This window comes from Nostoc sp. ChiVER01, from assembly GCF_034531155.1.
Lineage (GTDB): Bacteria > Cyanobacteriota > Cyanobacteriia > Cyanobacteriales > Nostocaceae > Nostoc.
Map to the genome: position 1 here is coordinate 81586 of NZ_JAVRBS010000021.1, position 16735 is coordinate 98320.

Here is a 16735-nt window from a genome sequence, read left to right on the forward strand (position 1 = left end):
GATGATGGTCAAAGTACTCGAAAAAATTTTGATGATGCGCTCTTGGTTACTAACATACAGCGTGATGATTTTGGCAGTCATAGCGGCGCTGCTATTGACGCGACTGTTGTTGCCAGTCTTCGATCCGAGCGTATTTACATTATTTTATGCTGCCGTGGCAATCAGTGCCTGGTATGGTGGCATGAAATTTGGAGTACTAGCGATCGCTCTTTCTGTTACAACTGCTTTCTATTTTTTAATCGAGCCAGTCTACTCGTTCGATTTCCTCAGCCCGAACGTCTTGGTACAATTAACCTCGTTCTCACTAGTATCTTTCTTAATTACCGCCCTCTCTTCAGAGTTGCGAACTGCTAGACGTAAAGCAGAGACGAGCCTAAAGTTGTTGCAAAATAGCGAAATGCGGTTTAGCCGACTGGCAGAATCCAACATCATTGGAGTTATCGTAACTGATATGAGCAACGGCTCGATCGTGGAAGCCAATGATGCTTTTCTGAAGATGGTCGGCTATACCCGAAAAGACTTTGACGCTAACCAAATAAACTGGCGCGAGATTACCCCAAACGAATATCTTTTATTGAGTGAGCGTTCAGTAGAAGAACTCAGAACAACCGGAGTATGTAAACCCTTTGAGAAGGAATATATCTGCAAAAATGGCGATCGCATTCCCGTTCTGATCGGTTCTGTTGTCGTAGGAGATACTCAAGAAACGGTCATTGGCTTCGTTGTTGATTTGAGCGAACGCAAACAAGCCCAAGCGGCATTACAGCAAGCCAATGAGCGGAACACACGCACTCTAGAAAACATGAGTGATGCATTTATTACTTTAGACCGGGACTGGCGAATCATCTATCAAAATGCCGAGGCAGAGCGAATTAACCGCAAATTCCGGACAGAGATTATCGGTAAGTCGCACTGGGAGGAATGGCCCTTATCAGTGGGCACTAATGTAGACCATCAGTACCGAAGGGCGATGGCAGAACAGATTCCCGTCCACTTTGAGCATCACTACTACTTGCCGTCTAAGTATGACCTGTGGCTGGAGATTCACGCCTACCCTTGTGAAGATGGTCTTGATGTTTTCTTCCGTGATATCAGCCAACGTAAGCAAGTAGAGAAGGCAGTCCGAGCAAGTGAAGAACGCCTTAAGAGTTTTTTCCAAGCGAATATAGTTGGTATTCTCTTTGGTGATGTGAATGGTATGGTCACTGAAGCCAACGACGAGTTCTTGCGAATAGTCGGCTATACCCAAGCAGATATCCAGTCAGGCAGACTACGCTGGACTGATATCACGCCTCCAGAGTACCAATATTTAGATGAACTGGCTATTGCTGAGGCAACAGCGAAGGGAACCTGTACTCCTTATGAGAAGGAATGCATTCGCAAAGATGGTTCCAGTGTGCCGGTTGTAGTTGGCTACTCTGTCTTAGGTGAATCTCAACAGAACTTAGTTGCATTCATTCTTGATATTAGCGATCTCCAGCAAGTTAAAAAAGCGCTGAGTCAGAGTCAAGAGCAATTTCAAGCTTTTATGGATAATATTCCCGCCGCAGCGTGGATTACGAATGCAGACGGACGTGTACTTTATCTCAGTCCAACTTATCTAAGTACATTCGATGTAGCAATCAATAGGGCGATTAATAAAAATATTTTTGACTTGTATCCAGCCCAAATTGCTCAACCGTTCCTTGATAACATTAGAATGGTTGCCCAGACAAATCAGGTTCTTGAAGCGATCGAGTCTGCTCCACGCACAGATGGCACACTCGGCGAATTTTTAGTATATAAGTTTCCCATTGCCGATGCATCTGGGCAACGTCTGGTAGGAGGGGTTGCAGTTGACATCACCGAACGCGAACGCATCCTTCGTGAACGCCAGCTTGCAGAACAAGCCTTGCAAGATCGCAGTGAAAGACTCAAACTGCTCTCTGAAACAACCAGCGATTTGCTTTCAACCGAGCGCCCCTTAGATTTAATGAACAGCTTGTTTAGCAAACTCTCGGCGCAGATGGATTTGCATTTTTACTTCCACTATTTAATTGAGACGCACGAAAGTAAGCAGAAACTTCGGTTAGTAGGCTGGAACGGTATTACTGATGAAGTATTTCAAGCAATTCAATATCTAGAATTTAATCAAGGAATTTGCGGACAAGTGGCGCAAGAATGCCATCAAATCGTCCTCAATGATGTGCCGCACTCTACCTATCCCAATGCCGACATCCTCAAAGCTTTGCGAATCACAGCTTATGCAGGTCAACCATTAATTGCTCAAGGAAAGCTGCTTGGTGTCCTCTCCTTTGCCAGTCGCACTCGTACCCATTTTACTTCTGGGGAAATTGCCCTGCTACAAGCGACCTCCGATCAGGTGGCGGTTGCTCTGGAACGCGCTCAGTTGATGGATTCGTTACAGCAGCAAAAAGAGCAATTAGTCCAAGCTAATCGGATCAAAGATGAATTTTTGGCGGTTCTTTCCCACGAACTTCGCACACCGTTAAACCCGATCCTGGGATGGTCGAAGTTACTGCAAACCAAAAAGTATGATGAAGTAACCACCACTCGCGCTCTCCAAACCATTGAGCGCAATGCCAAGCTTCAGACTCAACTAATTGAAGATTTGTTGGATGTCTCTCGCATTTTGCAAGGTAAACTTAGTCTGAATATTGCTCCTGTGAATCTGGAAACTGCGATCGTATCTGCAATAGAAACTGTCCGTCTAGCTGCCCAAGCCAAATCTATCAATTTGCGATTTACAATTTTAGACTTCGGATTACAAAATCCTCATAGAAATTTAGATATCAATTTTAACAACCAAACTGACAATCTAAAATCCCAAATCCAAGTTGCGCTTCCGCCGTCCGAAAGGTACGATCCAAAATTCCTAGTAACAGGTGATTCAGGTCGCTTGCAGCAAGTTATCTGGAACCTACTCTCCAATGCTATTAAGTTTACGCCCCAAGGTGGACAGGTAGAAATCAGTTTACAGTCTGTTGGTTCTCAGGCTGAACTTCGAGTCAGTGATACGGGTAAGGGAATTAGCCCAGATTTTTTACCATTCGTATTTGACTACTTCCGACAAGCTGATGGCGCAACTACCAGAAAATTCGGCGGACTGGGATTAGGATTAGCTATTGTCCGTCACATCGTAGAGCTACATGGCGGCACAGTTAAGGCTGAAAGTTTGGGCGAAGAACAGGGAGCAACCTTTACAGTCATGCTACCTCTAATGAAGACTCATTTTAATAGCCATCAAATTGATAGACAACTTGATGATTCGTCCAATCTAGATGGAGTGAAAGTTCTCCTTGTAGATGATGAACGTGATACGCGAGAGTTAATTGCTTTTATTTTGGAGCAGTCTGGCGCGGTAGTAACTCAGGCTGCATCTGCTATAGAGGCACTACGAATTATGCCTGAGTTCCAGCCAAATCTGCTGTTAAGCGACATTGGAATGCCGGAAGTAGACGGCTATATGCTGATACGTCGAATCAGAGCTATGTCACCAGAACAAGGAGGGACAATTCCAGCGATCGCCCTTACAGCTTATGCAGCTGAGGCTGATTCCCAACAGGCTATCGCCGCCGGATTTGAGCAGCATATCACCAAGCCTGTGGAACCAGCTAAGTTACTTCAAGCGATCGCTAACTTAATTTATAGTTGTAGCAATCTGGAAGCTACTTAATAAAAACTCATCAAAATTAATGAGACAGAACACTAAGGCGATCGGGAACTGATTTGTAAGGAATAAGGAAGGGTAAAGTTTTTAACTAATGATTAATTTTGAGAATTTACTTCACTTTTGCTTAACCAAATCACTAAATCATCTGCATAAATTTCTATCTCACTTACTAAAGTTTTGACATACAGAAGTCCATCACTAATCTTTAAATCTGTGATTGGATACCATGAATCTCTTGCCTGGATTAAAATATCCAATGGAATTCCTCGTTGTAAAGTATTTTTGCGATATTTCCACCAAGCTTGCCATAAAAACACAGATTTAGTACATTGCAACTTATAGTCTTTAGGTATTTCGCAGTGTTGATAGTGATAGAAACCACTACTATCTATGTTTCCTTTCAGGAGATAATTAGATTCTGGTAAAGCTTGATTTAGTAATTCCCAATGGGATGAGTTAGACAGAATCAAGAATTCCGTTTGTGTAGTATTTAATCGGGCAGTAGCAATTACGCCCTCAGTCTTTGTTGCCAGACGGTTAGTATTATAAACTGTTTGTGCTGCTAAAGAACGATTTGCCAATAAAATATCTTTTTTCTGAATAGAGTTGGATACAAACTCTCGAACTAAATCTAAATCAGACAACATAAATTTGCTTATACTAAATCCACTAGTGTTGTGAGTTATATAACACTCTGTATTTAGTAATTACACTGTTGTTGTCGTCAATCAGGATAATTTTCAACTTAATTTATACTGACTTCGTAGTTGCGTAAAAGCTGTATTTTTCCTGCGGCAGGCTACGCCTACGCACCAATTAAGTGTGCAAAAATATACGGCAATGCTTGCCATTTTGGAAAAAATCACTCGTCCAAAATGCCAAAGTCACCGCAGGATTGATGTGTGCGCCAAACACGACTAGCAATCCTTTTAGTCATGTAATGTTGGGTTGCCTTCCTCTAATCAACTAACTAGATCGGCGATCGCTTCTGAAGTAGAAACTACGCTTTCAGGTTGATAACGGATGCCAGCTTGCTTAAAGCGATGTAAAGCTTCACCCAAGCGATCGCAGTCGGCAATCAAACTGATCCTGACATAACCCTCACCTGCAACCCCAAAGGCATTACCTGGAGTCAGAACAACGCCAGTTTGCTGTAACACATTCAAGGCAAAATCCGTAGAACCCATACCTACAGGACATTTCACCCAAAGATACATAGTCGCCTTGGTTTTGGGTATATCCCAACCCAACTCTCCTAACCCTTGAATCAGGAAATCGCGGCGGGTACGGTAGCGTTGTTGTACTTCGTGTAAATACACATCTGGCAATTGCAAAGCGGTTTCGGCTGCTGTTTGTAATGCGGCAAAAATGCCATAATCTAAGTTAGTTTTGAGTGTCCGTAAACCTTGAATTACATGGCGATTACCCACTACAAACCCAACCCGCCAACCAGCCATATTATAAGTTTTAGATAAGGTATGAAATTCCACACCAATTTCTTTCGCGCCGGGAATTTCTAGCAAGCTAGTGGGTTGATAACCATCAAAAGCTAACTCGGCATAACACAAATCATGCACCAGCAAAATTTCATATTTGCGGGCGAAGGCGACGATTTCTTCAAAAAATTCGCGGGGGGCTGTGGCAGCAGTGGGATTGCTAGGATAGTTGAAATAGAGAATTTTGGCAAGTCTAGCAACCTCATCTGGAATTGCAGCTAAATCAATTAACCAATCATTTTCTGGTTTGAGGATCAAACTGTGGATTTTCCCGCCTGCGATCGCAGGCCCCCGAAAATGGGCGGGATAGGCTGGGGAAGGAACTAGAACTAAATCGCCAGGGTTAACGTAGGCGATCGCTAAATGAGTTAAACCTTCTTTAGAACCGAGTAGGGGTAAAGCTTCACTATCAGGATCGAGAACCACACCATAACGCCGATCATACCAGTTGGTAATCGCCTTGCGGAAACTAGCAGTCCCCTCAAAAGGGGGATAACCATGATTAGCAGTATTTTTTAAAGCAGCGATCGCAGCTTCTACAACTGGTGCTGGTGTTGCACCATCGGGGTTTCCCATACCCAAATCAATTAAATCTAATCCTTGTTCCCGTGCTTTAGCTTTTAGTTCATCTAAACGGGCAAATACATAGGGTGGTAGTTTTTGTATACGTTCTGCTGGGACAATCCAATTTAAACTCATGCTTCAACCTCGTCACTGATTCCCTTGGGCGAAACTCGATTCATATCTCTACTATCTATGGGTGCAGTGGTAGAAACCATTGCCGCCATTAACTGTTCTGGCGCGACTTTAAACGGTAGTCGGTGGATATCAGAATTAGGAATTAGGGCAATTTCGGCGGCTGTTTGCAACTCGCCTAATGTAATATTGCCCAATCCCAGATCACTTAATTTTTGTGGCAGTCCAATTTCTGTGTAGAACTTTAACAACTGTTGTCGTGCTGATGCTGCTAGTTGATTGCCTTGTAGCATTTCTTCTAAACGCAGTTGTACCAAAATTCCAAAAGCAACTTTTTCGCCATGAATACTGCCATGTCCTGAAATGTGCGTTAAACCATTATGCACGGCATGGGCCGCAACTGTGCGACACTGCGCTCCTCCCAGTCCTCCAACTACCCCAGCTAATAAAACAGTCGCGTCTACGACTTCTCGCCAAACTTCACTACCTGGTTCTTTCAGGGCAGGGGTTGACTTTTGCAACAAAATATCTCGCAAAACTCGCGCTTGTTGCACCGCCGCAATAATTAAAGTGTCTTGCAAATGCCCACTGCTAACCGAGGCTTCATACCACTTAGCGATCGCATCACCAATTCCAGCTACTAAAGTCCGTTGTGGTGCAGTTTTAATCAAGTCATAATCAAGTATCAATAAATCGGGACAACGAGACAGCCCCACATCGTAAAGAAATGCCCCCTCTTCGGAATAAACATTCGACAGGGCACTCCAAGCTGCACAGGTAGATCCTGATGTTGGAATTGTCACCACTGGTAACTGTAACTGATGCGCGACTAATTTCGCTGTATCTAACGCTTTGCCACCGCCAACACCGATAATTACATCAGCTTTATGTTCTTTTGCTTTCTTCTGTAAAGATTTCAGGCTAGCTTCACAGCAATCTGCACTGTATGACGCTTGGGCAGTATGTAACTGTTGCGTTTCTAAAACTGGGAGCAAATTTTTTTGGCTGATGGCGAGAGTAGAATCACCTGCCACAACTAAGGGACGACTTCCCAAACAGGCGATCTCTGCTGCGGCTGCTTGCAACACCCCAGAACCACGGATTACCTTTGCTGGGGCAACTGTGAGGGTAAATAATGAACTAGAGGTTTGAGTAGACAAAGAAGGTTGAGTAGAAATTTGATTAGACATATAATCTAGTTTGCCAAAACCTTGATATTTCTTAATCTAATAGACTGGTGACAAGGAATGCTTGTTGCCAAACTGCTTTTTGGATGGCTCCAACCTTACACCCGACTCATTTGGATTTGAGCCAAGCAATAAACTAGAAAGGTAGTTTCACGAAGTTGCTTGAATCTATAATGCCCATTAGCCTGAAATTCCGAACTATCAAAGTTTTGAATAACCGTATAATTAATTAACATTACCATTCTCAGATTCTCAAGAAAAGAGATTGAGAACTGAATAATCTAGTCAATGGTCATTCCAGCTATGGATAGGTGTTTAGGGACGAACATTTAGCTCTACGCTCCGACAGCTAATTCATTTGCTGCAAAAACTTGTAAAAATGTCAACAGTGGTAATTAAGATAAAAACTGACAAATCATAATTGCCAGTACCCACTGCCGTCGCGCTAATTAACTTTTTCCCAAAGTGTCACCACTAAAAGTGTGAATATCTTAATCTAAAAATAACCATAAATGTATCGGTAAATACAAAATAAATTATGTCATCCTGGTAACAGGTAAATTATTATCAAAGAAGGCAGGGAGAGTAAGGAGATGAGGGAGATGAGAAAGTATTTTCTTCCCCTACTCCCCCTGCCCCCTGCCCCTTAAGCCGTAGATTTTGGCAATTGGGCGAATTTTTCTGTGTAAATTTCGACTGCGATTACAGAATTTTCACGAGAAACGAGCGATCGCTTGGCTTCACCCAAGTAAACTGGTACAGAAGTTCCTGGTTCTGGGTGGATAATGGTACGAGCGCGAACAGTCAACTTGTCCTCTTCCCGTGTACCTGAGCGACCAGAAGAAAACAGATTACTAACTGCTTGACGTAAAGTTGCATCTAATTGGGTGGGTGTAATTTGGGGTGATGTGGCAATCACCGCTTGTGTTGACCCATTATCATAAACTAAAGTGTAATGGGCTGCTCCTGGAATCACAGTCCGACTCAAGGGGACTATGGAGAGTGCAAATAAACCAGCCGTCACCACCAGCATAAAGCCAGTTGTACCCACCAGGCGAAAGCGGAGGCCCCATTTGAGAATAAAAGCCAAAACTGTTAAGGCAGCAAATAGCAAAGTAGCTATACCTGACCATTGGGTGTACTGAAGAAAGTTAGCTGTTGTGAACATAAGGTTGGTTATGGATGCGTCTTTTTTTCGTTACCGACACACCTATTTTACCGAGAGCTTACACCATACTGCTTATCGTAGTCTTTAATGCCAATCAGAATATTGGGTGCTATCGCAGTCATAATAAAGTTTAAACTTGGGTTTAGCCTAAGTTGAGCGGTGAAATGGAGCCAACCTCAGAACAATTGAAACAGTTATACCGAGTCTTGACTTGGCTAACACGAATGTATCTCCCGGTTTATTTAGTTATCTTAGATGAGCGAACAAATAACATCGTAGTAATAGCAGGTGAAGAAACAGTTGTTGTAATTAATCTAGAAGCAGAGGTTGATTATGAATAAGCCTAACTTTAGAGAAATGACACGCAAGCAATTGCGAGATTATATCTTACAAAATCGTGGCGATAGTGAAGCAATTCACGCCCTAGCATTACACGTTCAGTCTAATGGCAAACGTCTCAATTCAGTAGATGAACTACAACAAGTTATCCAAGAAAAACGTAACCAAGGGTTAGAGCCATAGTTAAAAAATACATCATTACTCTGTTAGGGAGCAATGCGATTTTATTAGGTTGTAGATAATAAAGCTGGGAAAGAAATTACTTAACCCACTTTCTCTGTTTCTTCAGTTTTTCTAGAATAGTATTGGCTCACCAGAGATAATATGGGAACTTTTAGATGTCTGCAACCTAGTTTGAACACTATCAATGATTGCTAGCCAATCGGCATCTCTGTTCCATTCAGAACGAATTCTGATTTTAGTCGCCGCGTCGTAGAGGTTACAAAAAACCACATTCTCTTTTCCAGCAATTGCAGCGATAATTAGGGGCTTGGAAAAGTCCTGGACACATGATACAGCTAAAAGGAAAGTTTTAGCAAAGTTCGTTTCTATCCCAGTCCTAACAACATAAATTTCATCTGCTCTAACAACGATATCTAATTTAATGTTGTCCTTTTCTCTAAATTCTTTCGTCGTTAATTTAAGTTCGGATATATAGCCAGTTAGCCCTGTTTGTTGTACAGGTATAGTTTTATCATTATCGTAGTTATACCACAAGTAAGATTCCCCGTTTAATTCTCCGCTTTTCACATACAAATAAATAGGTTCTGGCGGGTTACAAAGACCTAATTTCATTTCAGCAACCATGTTTTACATTCCTTTATAAAAGGTCAAATTATTTCAGATATTCTGTAAAATCAACAGGTTTTAAAATTGTGTTGAACTTAAGAAAAATAATAAATATATATACAAAAGGGCATCTACAAGAGATGCCCGTCATGCAGGAAAACCCCAAAGGGTTGTCCCTACACCTTCCCAACAATCAGCAACAGTAACTAATGAGGTATTAGTTACACTCACAGACGTGAATATAGTAATCTTATTAACTTGAAACTCTAAATGTCCCCAGTGCATACACTGAAAATAAAATGATGGATATTTAAAGTTGCTGTCTGTCATTTCTTGACTCATTTGGATGAGATGCAAGCCTATCATGTAGGTTATAACGATATACTACTCCACAAACAGCAGCCAAAATTAACCATGAAAACGCATTCAAACGAAAATCGAATATGATTACATCCACTGTATTCAATAGAACCCACCCAACAAAAGCCAGAAGATAACTGAAAAATATCAATCTGTCTTCTTGATTTATATATTTTGACTTTCGGAATAATTGGATACCTCTAATCAAAATCCAAGCGAGTAAGCCAAAAAATAACAGAGTACTGGGAAAACCAGTTTCAGCAGATAACATCAAAAACAAGTTATGGGGATGACCTAAGCTAGTATGCATCTGCGCTTTGTAGAATGTACTAAAACTATGTAATCCCCAGCCAGTCCAAGGATGTTCCTGAGCTAAAGACCAGGCAAACTGCCACTGAGTTTTTCGCATTAAAGCGACTGGTCTATCTGGATACATGTCATCATTTAACCTTGCCCAAAAGAAGGCAGGAACGTACTGACGAAAAAATTGAGCGACTGGTGAGGGAGCAAAAGCTGCCAAAAGTACACTAGAGATGATCGCAGCGACACCACCCACAAGAATGCGCCAACCTTGGTAGAGTGCATAAGCTAAACAGGCAAAAATAGCGATCGCCCACCCATTACGCGAGTTGGTAAAAATTAAGGTGATGAAATTTGTAATCATCGCCACGGTTAGGAAAAGAAAGGGGAGTGGGGAGTGGGGAGTGGGGAGATGGAAGGGAAATGACTGTTTATTTTTGATTCTTAGTTGCTGATAGTTTTCTACCCACAACCCTAAATTAAGAATGAAAATTATCGCTAGATAAGCTCCGAAGGTGTTAGCGTGCAAGAAGAGTGAGGCGATGCGACCTGGCGGATTTCCTCCTGGTACGATTATCCAATTTAACACAACCCATAAAATCTCTAAATTCAAACTCCAGCCCAAAAATAACTGCCCCAAGCCGATAATTATTAGGGGCATAGAACCGATCACCAAAACCCAAGCCATTTGCCGCAATTGGGCAAATGTTTGAATCAGGGCGCTATGGGCAACAAAAAGTAAAAAGAAGGGTAATAAATTAAATAAGCCGAGGAAAGCTAATGTCTTACCATCGGCAAACCCAGCACTGATGATTAGTAAGACACTCAAAAGGGCAAATCCCCAGTTGAGGGGACGGCGACTAATTTGGCGGGATTGTTTCAACCAAGTTATTAATGATACAAAACCGATAGTCACAGCCCCCACTAAAGGACTCAATGGGAAGATTAACAGTGCCCATAGAGAGTAGTTCCAAGCAGATTGCCAACGAGACTTAAAATAGTCAAAAACCTTGTTCAAGCTGGCTCCCAACATTCCTCACGAGTGAGGCGAATTTGAGCTAAGGTGAAAATAGTCGGTATGATCCGACCGTAGTTAGTAGCGATCGCTCTCCACCCTAAATCTGCAAAAAACCAAGTCCACATTAGCGGCCCAATCACAGCAAACATAGTGCGGGCTGCTCCATAACGAGCTGCGCTCATAGTCATACCCCGTCGAGCCATTTGCATACTTACATAGCTTTGAAATTGCGTTGTAGCTGCTTCTGAGCCTGTAATAGCCGCTTGTTTGGCTACTTCATAAGTAGCAAAGTGGATGGCAAATTGACGGGCAATTTGCTTAAGTACAAATGGCTGGAGTATGGAAGTAACAGCGATCGCACTACCGCCTTTGAAAAGTAACCCTAAAGGGTCACGTTGCAATAAAAGTGGTAGCGGTTCTTTTAGTTCTGATTTGACAAGCTGACGCTGCACCTGTAAAGTCAATTTTTGCTTTTCCTGTTCAGGCAGTTTTTTCCACACCTGTCCTAGCAGATGCAAAAATACTTCTGCTTCTAAATCAATGGTTGGCAGCTGATTAGAATAGGGAATTTTTAGATATTTACATACGTGAACTAACGCTTCTCGGTAAGTTACCTGGCCTGTGCGTCCCCGCAATACTGTCATTCCGTCTGCCGCCAAAAAGCGAAAGCGACCCTCTAGTGCATCTAGCCAAGCTTTGCGGTCTTGGCTTTGTACTTCAATGGGTTCGGGTGTGTGTACATAGTCTAGGGGATTGAACTTACGACTAAATAAAATTGCTGTTAAATCTTGCAATTCTTCTTCGGTTGCTAACTCTAGCGCCGCCCTCATTTCATCCAATTTCCGTTCCTCCCTTCTATGCAGCTTTGTGTACCTTATTCTACTATTAGCTTTCAGCAGTCATTAGTAGTAATTTTGTCCTTTGATAATAACGAATAACTAATGACTAATAACTAATAACCAATGACTAGGGACTATTGACTCATGACTGATATTGCAGTGATTGGTGCCGGAATAGCCGGTTTAGTCTGCGCCCAGCAGTTAAGTCAAGCTGGATATTCGGTGCTAGTGGTGGAAAAGTCCCGTGGTTTTGGAGGGCGGCTGGCTACACGCCGCTTGCATGGAACTTGCGCGGATCATGGGGCTTGTTACCTGAAGCCAAAGGGTGAATTATTTAGACGTTTTGTGGAGATATTGCGATCGCGCCATATCCTCGAAGTTTGGACAGAGGAGGTTTACGAACTCACCGCAGGCGTTCCTTTATCTGAACCCAAAAACCGCAGTCCGCGTTATGTTGCACCTGAAGGAATGAGTGCGATCGCTAAATCCCTCGCCCCAGGTTTAGAAATATTACTGAATCAGCGTGTCATCGCTATTACCCCAACTCCGGAAAATAGTTGGCGTTTGACTCTCGAATCTAGTAATGAAGAACTAGCTGCAAAAGCTTTAGTCGTCGCCATTCCTGCACCCCAAGCCGTGATGCTGTTAGAACCTTTGGGTGAAAGTGTATTAGATGCAGTCTTTCTTGATAATTTGCGTTCTGTGGAATTTTACCCTTCGATTAGTGCGATTGCTGGATATTTTCCCACATCCCAACCCTTCCCTGAGTGGAAAGCTCTAACTTTTGTAGATGATGCTGATTTAGCATGGATTGGTTTGGATAGTAGCAAACGTCCTAACCCTCAGCAACCACATTTTGTGGTGCAAAGTAGTGCTGATTTTGCTCAACGCCATTTAGAGTCCCAGGATTTACAACCTGTTGGACAGCTTATGTTGCAACGAGCAGCTGAATCTCTTTCCCTTCCTTGGCTGAATACACCCGAATGGATGCAAGTACATCGTTGGCGTTATGCCTTTCCTAGCCGTCCTTGGCAGGAAGCTTTTTTGTCTGCCGGAACTCCCTTACCTTTAGTTTGCTGTGGTGATTGGTGTGGCGGCAATCTTGCCGAAGGTGCGATGCTTTCTGGATTAGCTGCTGCTGATGAAATTAATCATCAGTTGCGTCATCTACCTTTAGATCATGTGAATTTTCTAAACGTTTTTGTCTGATCCCTTCATCTGTCGCTAGACTGATTTTGCCGTCTAGCGAGTCGCTATTTTTCTAGTTACTAAGTCAATCGGCAGTGTGTTGGAAATACTTGCGATGTTTTCGTAGGCGTGGGATTGGTTAATATTTTTTTACGTATATTCCTTTTGAGGTGTAAACTTTGACCATTACTAGGTTCAAAGATATTTTTATTTAATATACAACTAAATAAGTATTTATATGTAGATGCGAGCGTACTTTGATTTAGTCAAAATTGGGGGTGCGATCGCTTATAAACCTATAAACTGTAATAATGAAAAAACTCCAGAAATATTTGTGGCAAATCTGGAGCCAGGAAAGATACGCATTTACCTATACCAAATTTTCACCTTAAGAGAATCCTACGTCATCAGGGTATACACCCAAATGTAGATAAAAGTCTATGAGGACAAACCACTGTACTTCTCGTTTACCAACTTTTTTTATTGGAAGTAACGCAAAACAGCCCCAGTTAATCTGAGGCTGTTTTGCAAGAGTTGTTTGGCAGGAGGGGTACATCAATAACTGATGCCCCATATTTAGATATAAATAATTCAGTATACATTCCTATTCAGCCGTGTTTTGGCATATCCGGATGATTTGGAAAATTGCCATCGATTTTCAAAAAGAAACTCCAGATGCCTTAAGCGCATCTGGAGTAGTAACAGGTTTCTAACATCAATTAATTGTGACCGATGCGATCGCCCGATGTCCTTAGGGTATATACTCAAATGTATTTATGTCTGTTCATCCGCAAATCGACGAGCAAATTACCTTCTTTTATACGCACAATCTCAATGTATCTAGAGAATTCTACGAGCAAAAACTCGGTTTGGAGTTATGGCTCGATCAAGGAAACTGTCATATTTATACTGTCAGTGGTTCTGGATACTTAGGTTTGTGTCAAACAAGCGAAATATCAGCTCCTCCACCCGACAAGCAATCAAGTGTCATTTTTACCTTGGTAACACAGGAGGTAGATGAGTGGTTTGAATATCTTAAAGAACGTGGCGTTGAATTTGAAAAACCACCTACACTAAATGAAAAGTACAACATTTACCACTGTTTTTTACGCGATCCCAGTGGTTATTTAATTGAAATTCAACGTTTTGAGACTACTAACAAAAAAGACATAACTAAATAAGTTATGTCTAAAGGTGTAATTTACAGGGCAGGATTTGTATCTGAACTTTTCACAGTATCTGGAAAACCCTCTCTTTTTAGGCTACGGTGTACACACGGTAGCCTAAAAAGAGAAACTTTAATATTTCCTCTTTCCCGCACCAGAAAGGGGATTATGAGGTTAGGTTTTTCGTAAGTTTTTCCACATCACCTAAATCGTCAGGATTTATACAGGTTAAAACTTTTTGATTTATTGGGGTTGCTGACCGATAGCCATATACTTTTTCTTTTATCAATTTATCGGCGTGAGGCGCGGGGTTTATGCAGCTACCGAGAAATATTTACATTTCATTACAATTAACCGCAATCGCTTTTGACTTTTACATAAAAAAGACAATACGCTTGGGATCAGCCTCCCCTAAATACTTCAGCAGATTGTAACAGAAGGTAAGATACAATTATTACCGCCAGGATATCCTGTGATGGCAACAGTATTTATTACAGTATCCTCTCTGCCAATTGTGCTATTACTATAGTTATTATTTTTAAAGTATCGATATTTTATCTATCGGTTCAGTAAATATTCTCTTAGGGTGACGACTACATGACAGCCGAAAAACTCACATGGCTACGCCTAAAATTACAACTGAAAGGTTCAGTTTTGAAAGCAATTTACAAACATGTTTTATGGTGTGGAGCTTTCGGCTTTCTGATTTCTCTACTTTACCATTTTAAGATGCCTGTATCCCAACCTATTTTAGGGAGTGTTATTCCTAGTATCGTTTTAGGTTTGTTACTTGTGTTTCGTACCAATACTGCTTATGAGCGATTTTGGGAAGGGAGAAAATGCTGGGGTTCTTTAGTAAATAACATCCGAAACTTGGCTCGGCAAATTTGGGTATCAATTGATGAAATTTCACCAGAAGATAAAGAAAATAAAATTACAGCATTAAATTTATTGGTAGCTTTTGCCGTAACAACTAAATTACATTTGCGTGGAGAAACAGTTAATAGTGAGTTAGAAGATTTAATGCCATCTAGTAAGTATATAAAACTGAAGATTATGAATAATCCCCCCATAGAGGTTGCTTTTTGGATAGGAGATTATTTACAGGAGCAGTATGATCGCAATTGCCTTAATAGCTACCAGTTGGCATCTATGCAAGAATTATTGAATAGTCTTGTAGATAATTTAGGTGCTTGCGAACGTATTTTAAAAACACCTATGCCATTAGCTTATTCCATTCATCTAAAGCAATTATTGTTACTATATTGTTTCCTGTTTCCATTTCAAATAGTGCAAAGTCTGGGTTGGTGGACAGGTTTAATTGCTGCTTTCGTTGGTTTTACAGTATTTGGTATTGAAGCCATCGGTTTGGAGATAGAAAACCCCTTTGGTTACGACCCTAACGACTTACCTTTAGATGCGATTTGCCAGACAATGAAACGCAATATTGACGATTTAATTACTCTGACTCCAAATGCGCGATCGCATCGAGGTAATTTGACCTATGAGAAAAGTTAAGATTGGGGAATAATAACTCACAAGGCTTTGTTATCTTTGTCAAGTCCCATCTGGTCGCGTCCATCTTCTTTCGCAGTAATATATAAACGCGAAACTATCTCTTCATTGGTGGATGTGCAATGATGCCTGTACGTCAAACATTATCAAAGCCTGATATTCAACTTTCTTACTTAGAGTGGAACCAAGGGCAAGAACCTTTACTACTGTTACACGGCTTAGGCGACCATGCTGTAGTGTGGTCTAGTTTAGGAGATTACCTAGCGGCAGACTACCACATAGTTGCACCAGATATGCGTGGACACGGGCAAAGTAGTAAGCCTGAGAAAGATTATAGCTTTGAAAGTGCGATCGCAGACCTCGAAGCACTAATGGATCATCTCGGATGGACATCTGCCCATATTGTCAGCCACTCGTGGACAGGCAAATTAGCCGCCATCTGGGCAAGGCAAAACCCAAAGCGTTTACGGAGTATAATTCTAGTCGATCCAATTTTTATCTGGAAAATGCCCAGCCTTTTCAGGGTAACTTTTCCCATGCTGTATCGCTTCTTGCCTTTTCTCAAAAGCATGGGCCCCTTTGCTAGTTATGAAGAAGCAAAACAACAAGCACAGCAGTTAAAGCAATATCAAGGATGGAGTTCTTTACAGCAGCAAGTCTTCCAAGCAGGAATAGAACAAAAACTTGATGGTAGTTGGGGCAGCAAATTCACTATAGCCGCCCGCGACGGGATTTTTGAAGCAGTAATGCAAGTACCTGGTTTTACAATTCCTCTTGACACTCCTGCCATCTTCATCCAGCCAGAACAAGGCTTGAACCGCCAAGATTGGCAAATTAAACCATACAAAACCTATCTTAAAAACTTACGCATCTGTCAAGTTCCCGGCAACCATTGGCCGTTTTTGACACAATCAGAGGCATTTAACCAAACTGTAGCAGCTTTCTTGGCAGAACACAGATAGAAAATCAATTATTGGACGGGATTATCATACAGCAACAGA

Annotated in this window: 14 protein-coding genes; 7 read left to right on the forward strand and 7 right to left on the reverse strand. The window is 41.7% G+C overall.

The annotated features are described in order from the left end of the window. Position 1: 1 nt before the first annotated feature. Entirely contained in the window at positions 2–3676 is a 3675-nt protein-coding gene (locus tag RMY00_RS24455) for a PAS domain S-box protein (RefSeq protein WP_322650028.1), read from the forward strand. A 92-nt stretch (positions 3677–3768) separates the two neighbouring features. On the opposite strand, the gene RMY00_RS24460 is transcribed toward RMY00_RS24455, so the two are convergent. The 4 genes from RMY00_RS24460 to RMY00_RS24475 all read right to left on the reverse strand — a co-directional run bounded on the left by RMY00_RS24460 (position 3769) and on the right by RMY00_RS24475 (position 8220). Then, positions 3769–4320, reverse strand: a complete 552-nt coding sequence (locus tag RMY00_RS24460; protein ID WP_322650029.1) for a hypothetical protein — start codon at positions 4318–4320, stop codon at positions 3769–3771. Between the two features lie 315 nt (positions 4321–4635). After that, positions 4636–5868 carry an aspartate aminotransferase gene (locus RMY00_RS24465; protein WP_322650030.1) on the reverse strand — a complete coding sequence of 411 codons (1233 nt, stop codon included), beginning with the start codon at positions 5866–5868 and terminating at the stop codon, positions 4636–4638. Beyond that, on the reverse strand, positions 5865–7055 hold the full coding sequence (locus tag RMY00_RS24470) for an iron-containing alcohol dehydrogenase family protein (RefSeq protein ID WP_322650031.1): 1191 nt from the start codon (positions 7053–7055) through the stop codon (positions 5865–5867). The genes RMY00_RS24465 and RMY00_RS24470 overlap by 4 nt, the downstream gene beginning before the upstream one ends. Positions 7056–7698: 643 nt before the next feature. Beyond that, positions 7699–8220 carry a Ycf51 family protein gene (locus RMY00_RS24475; RefSeq protein WP_322650032.1) on the reverse strand — a complete coding sequence of 174 codons (522 nt, stop codon included), beginning with the start codon at positions 8218–8220 and terminating at the stop codon, positions 7699–7701. 164 nt (positions 8221–8384) lie between these two features. Here RMY00_RS24475 and RMY00_RS24480 point away from each other — a divergent pair, with 164 nt between their 5' ends. Next, positions 8385–8561, forward strand: coding sequence for a DUF6888 family protein (locus RMY00_RS24480; RefSeq protein WP_322650033.1), 177 nt, complete (start codon positions 8385–8387; stop codon positions 8559–8561). Next, on the forward strand, positions 8554–8742 hold the full coding sequence (locus tag RMY00_RS24485; protein WP_100897830.1) for a DUF6887 family protein: 189 nt from the start codon (positions 8554–8556) through the stop codon (positions 8740–8742). Before RMY00_RS24480 ends, RMY00_RS24485 begins: the two co-directional genes overlap by 8 nt. Before the next feature lie 111 nt (positions 8743–8853). Here RMY00_RS24485 and RMY00_RS24490 read toward each other — a convergent pair whose 3' ends face one another. The 3 genes from RMY00_RS24490 to RMY00_RS24500 all read right to left on the reverse strand — a co-directional run bounded on the left by RMY00_RS24490 (position 8854) and on the right by RMY00_RS24500 (position 11865). Further along, the gene (locus tag RMY00_RS24490; protein WP_322650034.1) at positions 8854–9366 is read right to left on the reverse strand and encodes a hypothetical protein; all 513 of its coding nucleotides are present in this window, start codon (positions 9364–9366) and stop codon (positions 8854–8856) included. 292 nt (positions 9367–9658) lie between these two features. Beyond that, positions 9659–11041, reverse strand: a complete 1383-nt coding sequence (locus RMY00_RS24495) for an O-antigen ligase family protein (protein ID WP_322650035.1) — start codon at positions 11039–11041, stop codon at positions 9659–9661. After that, positions 11023–11865, reverse strand: a complete 843-nt coding sequence (locus RMY00_RS24500) for a YaaW family protein (protein WP_322650036.1) — start codon at positions 11863–11865, stop codon at positions 11023–11025. The genes RMY00_RS24495 and RMY00_RS24500 overlap by 19 nt, the downstream gene beginning before the upstream one ends. 144 nt (positions 11866–12009) lie before the next feature. On the opposite strand from RMY00_RS24500, the gene RMY00_RS24505 reads away from it, so the two are divergent. From RMY00_RS24505 to RMY00_RS24520, 4 genes are all read left to right on the forward strand, one after another. Continuing rightward, positions 12010–13074 carry an NAD(P)/FAD-dependent oxidoreductase gene (locus tag RMY00_RS24505; RefSeq protein WP_322650037.1) on the forward strand — a complete coding sequence of 355 codons (1065 nt, stop codon included), beginning with the start codon at positions 12010–12012 and terminating at the stop codon, positions 13072–13074. Positions 13075–13829: 755 nt separating this feature from the next. Then, positions 13830–14234 (forward strand): VOC family protein, encoded by a 405-nt coding sequence (locus RMY00_RS24510; RefSeq protein ID WP_322650038.1) that lies wholly within the window; start codon positions 13830–13832, stop codon positions 14232–14234. 582 nt (positions 14235–14816) lie between these two features. Next, complete coding sequence (locus RMY00_RS24515) at positions 14817–15737, forward strand: bestrophin family protein (RefSeq protein ID WP_322650039.1); 921 nt, start codon at positions 14817–14819, stop codon at positions 15735–15737. Positions 15738–15859: 122 nt separating this feature from the next. After that, positions 15860–16696: an alpha/beta hydrolase gene (locus tag RMY00_RS24520; protein WP_322650077.1), complete on the forward strand. Its 837-nt coding sequence runs from the start codon at positions 15860–15862 to the stop codon at positions 16694–16696. Positions 16697–16735: the final 39 nt, after the last annotated feature.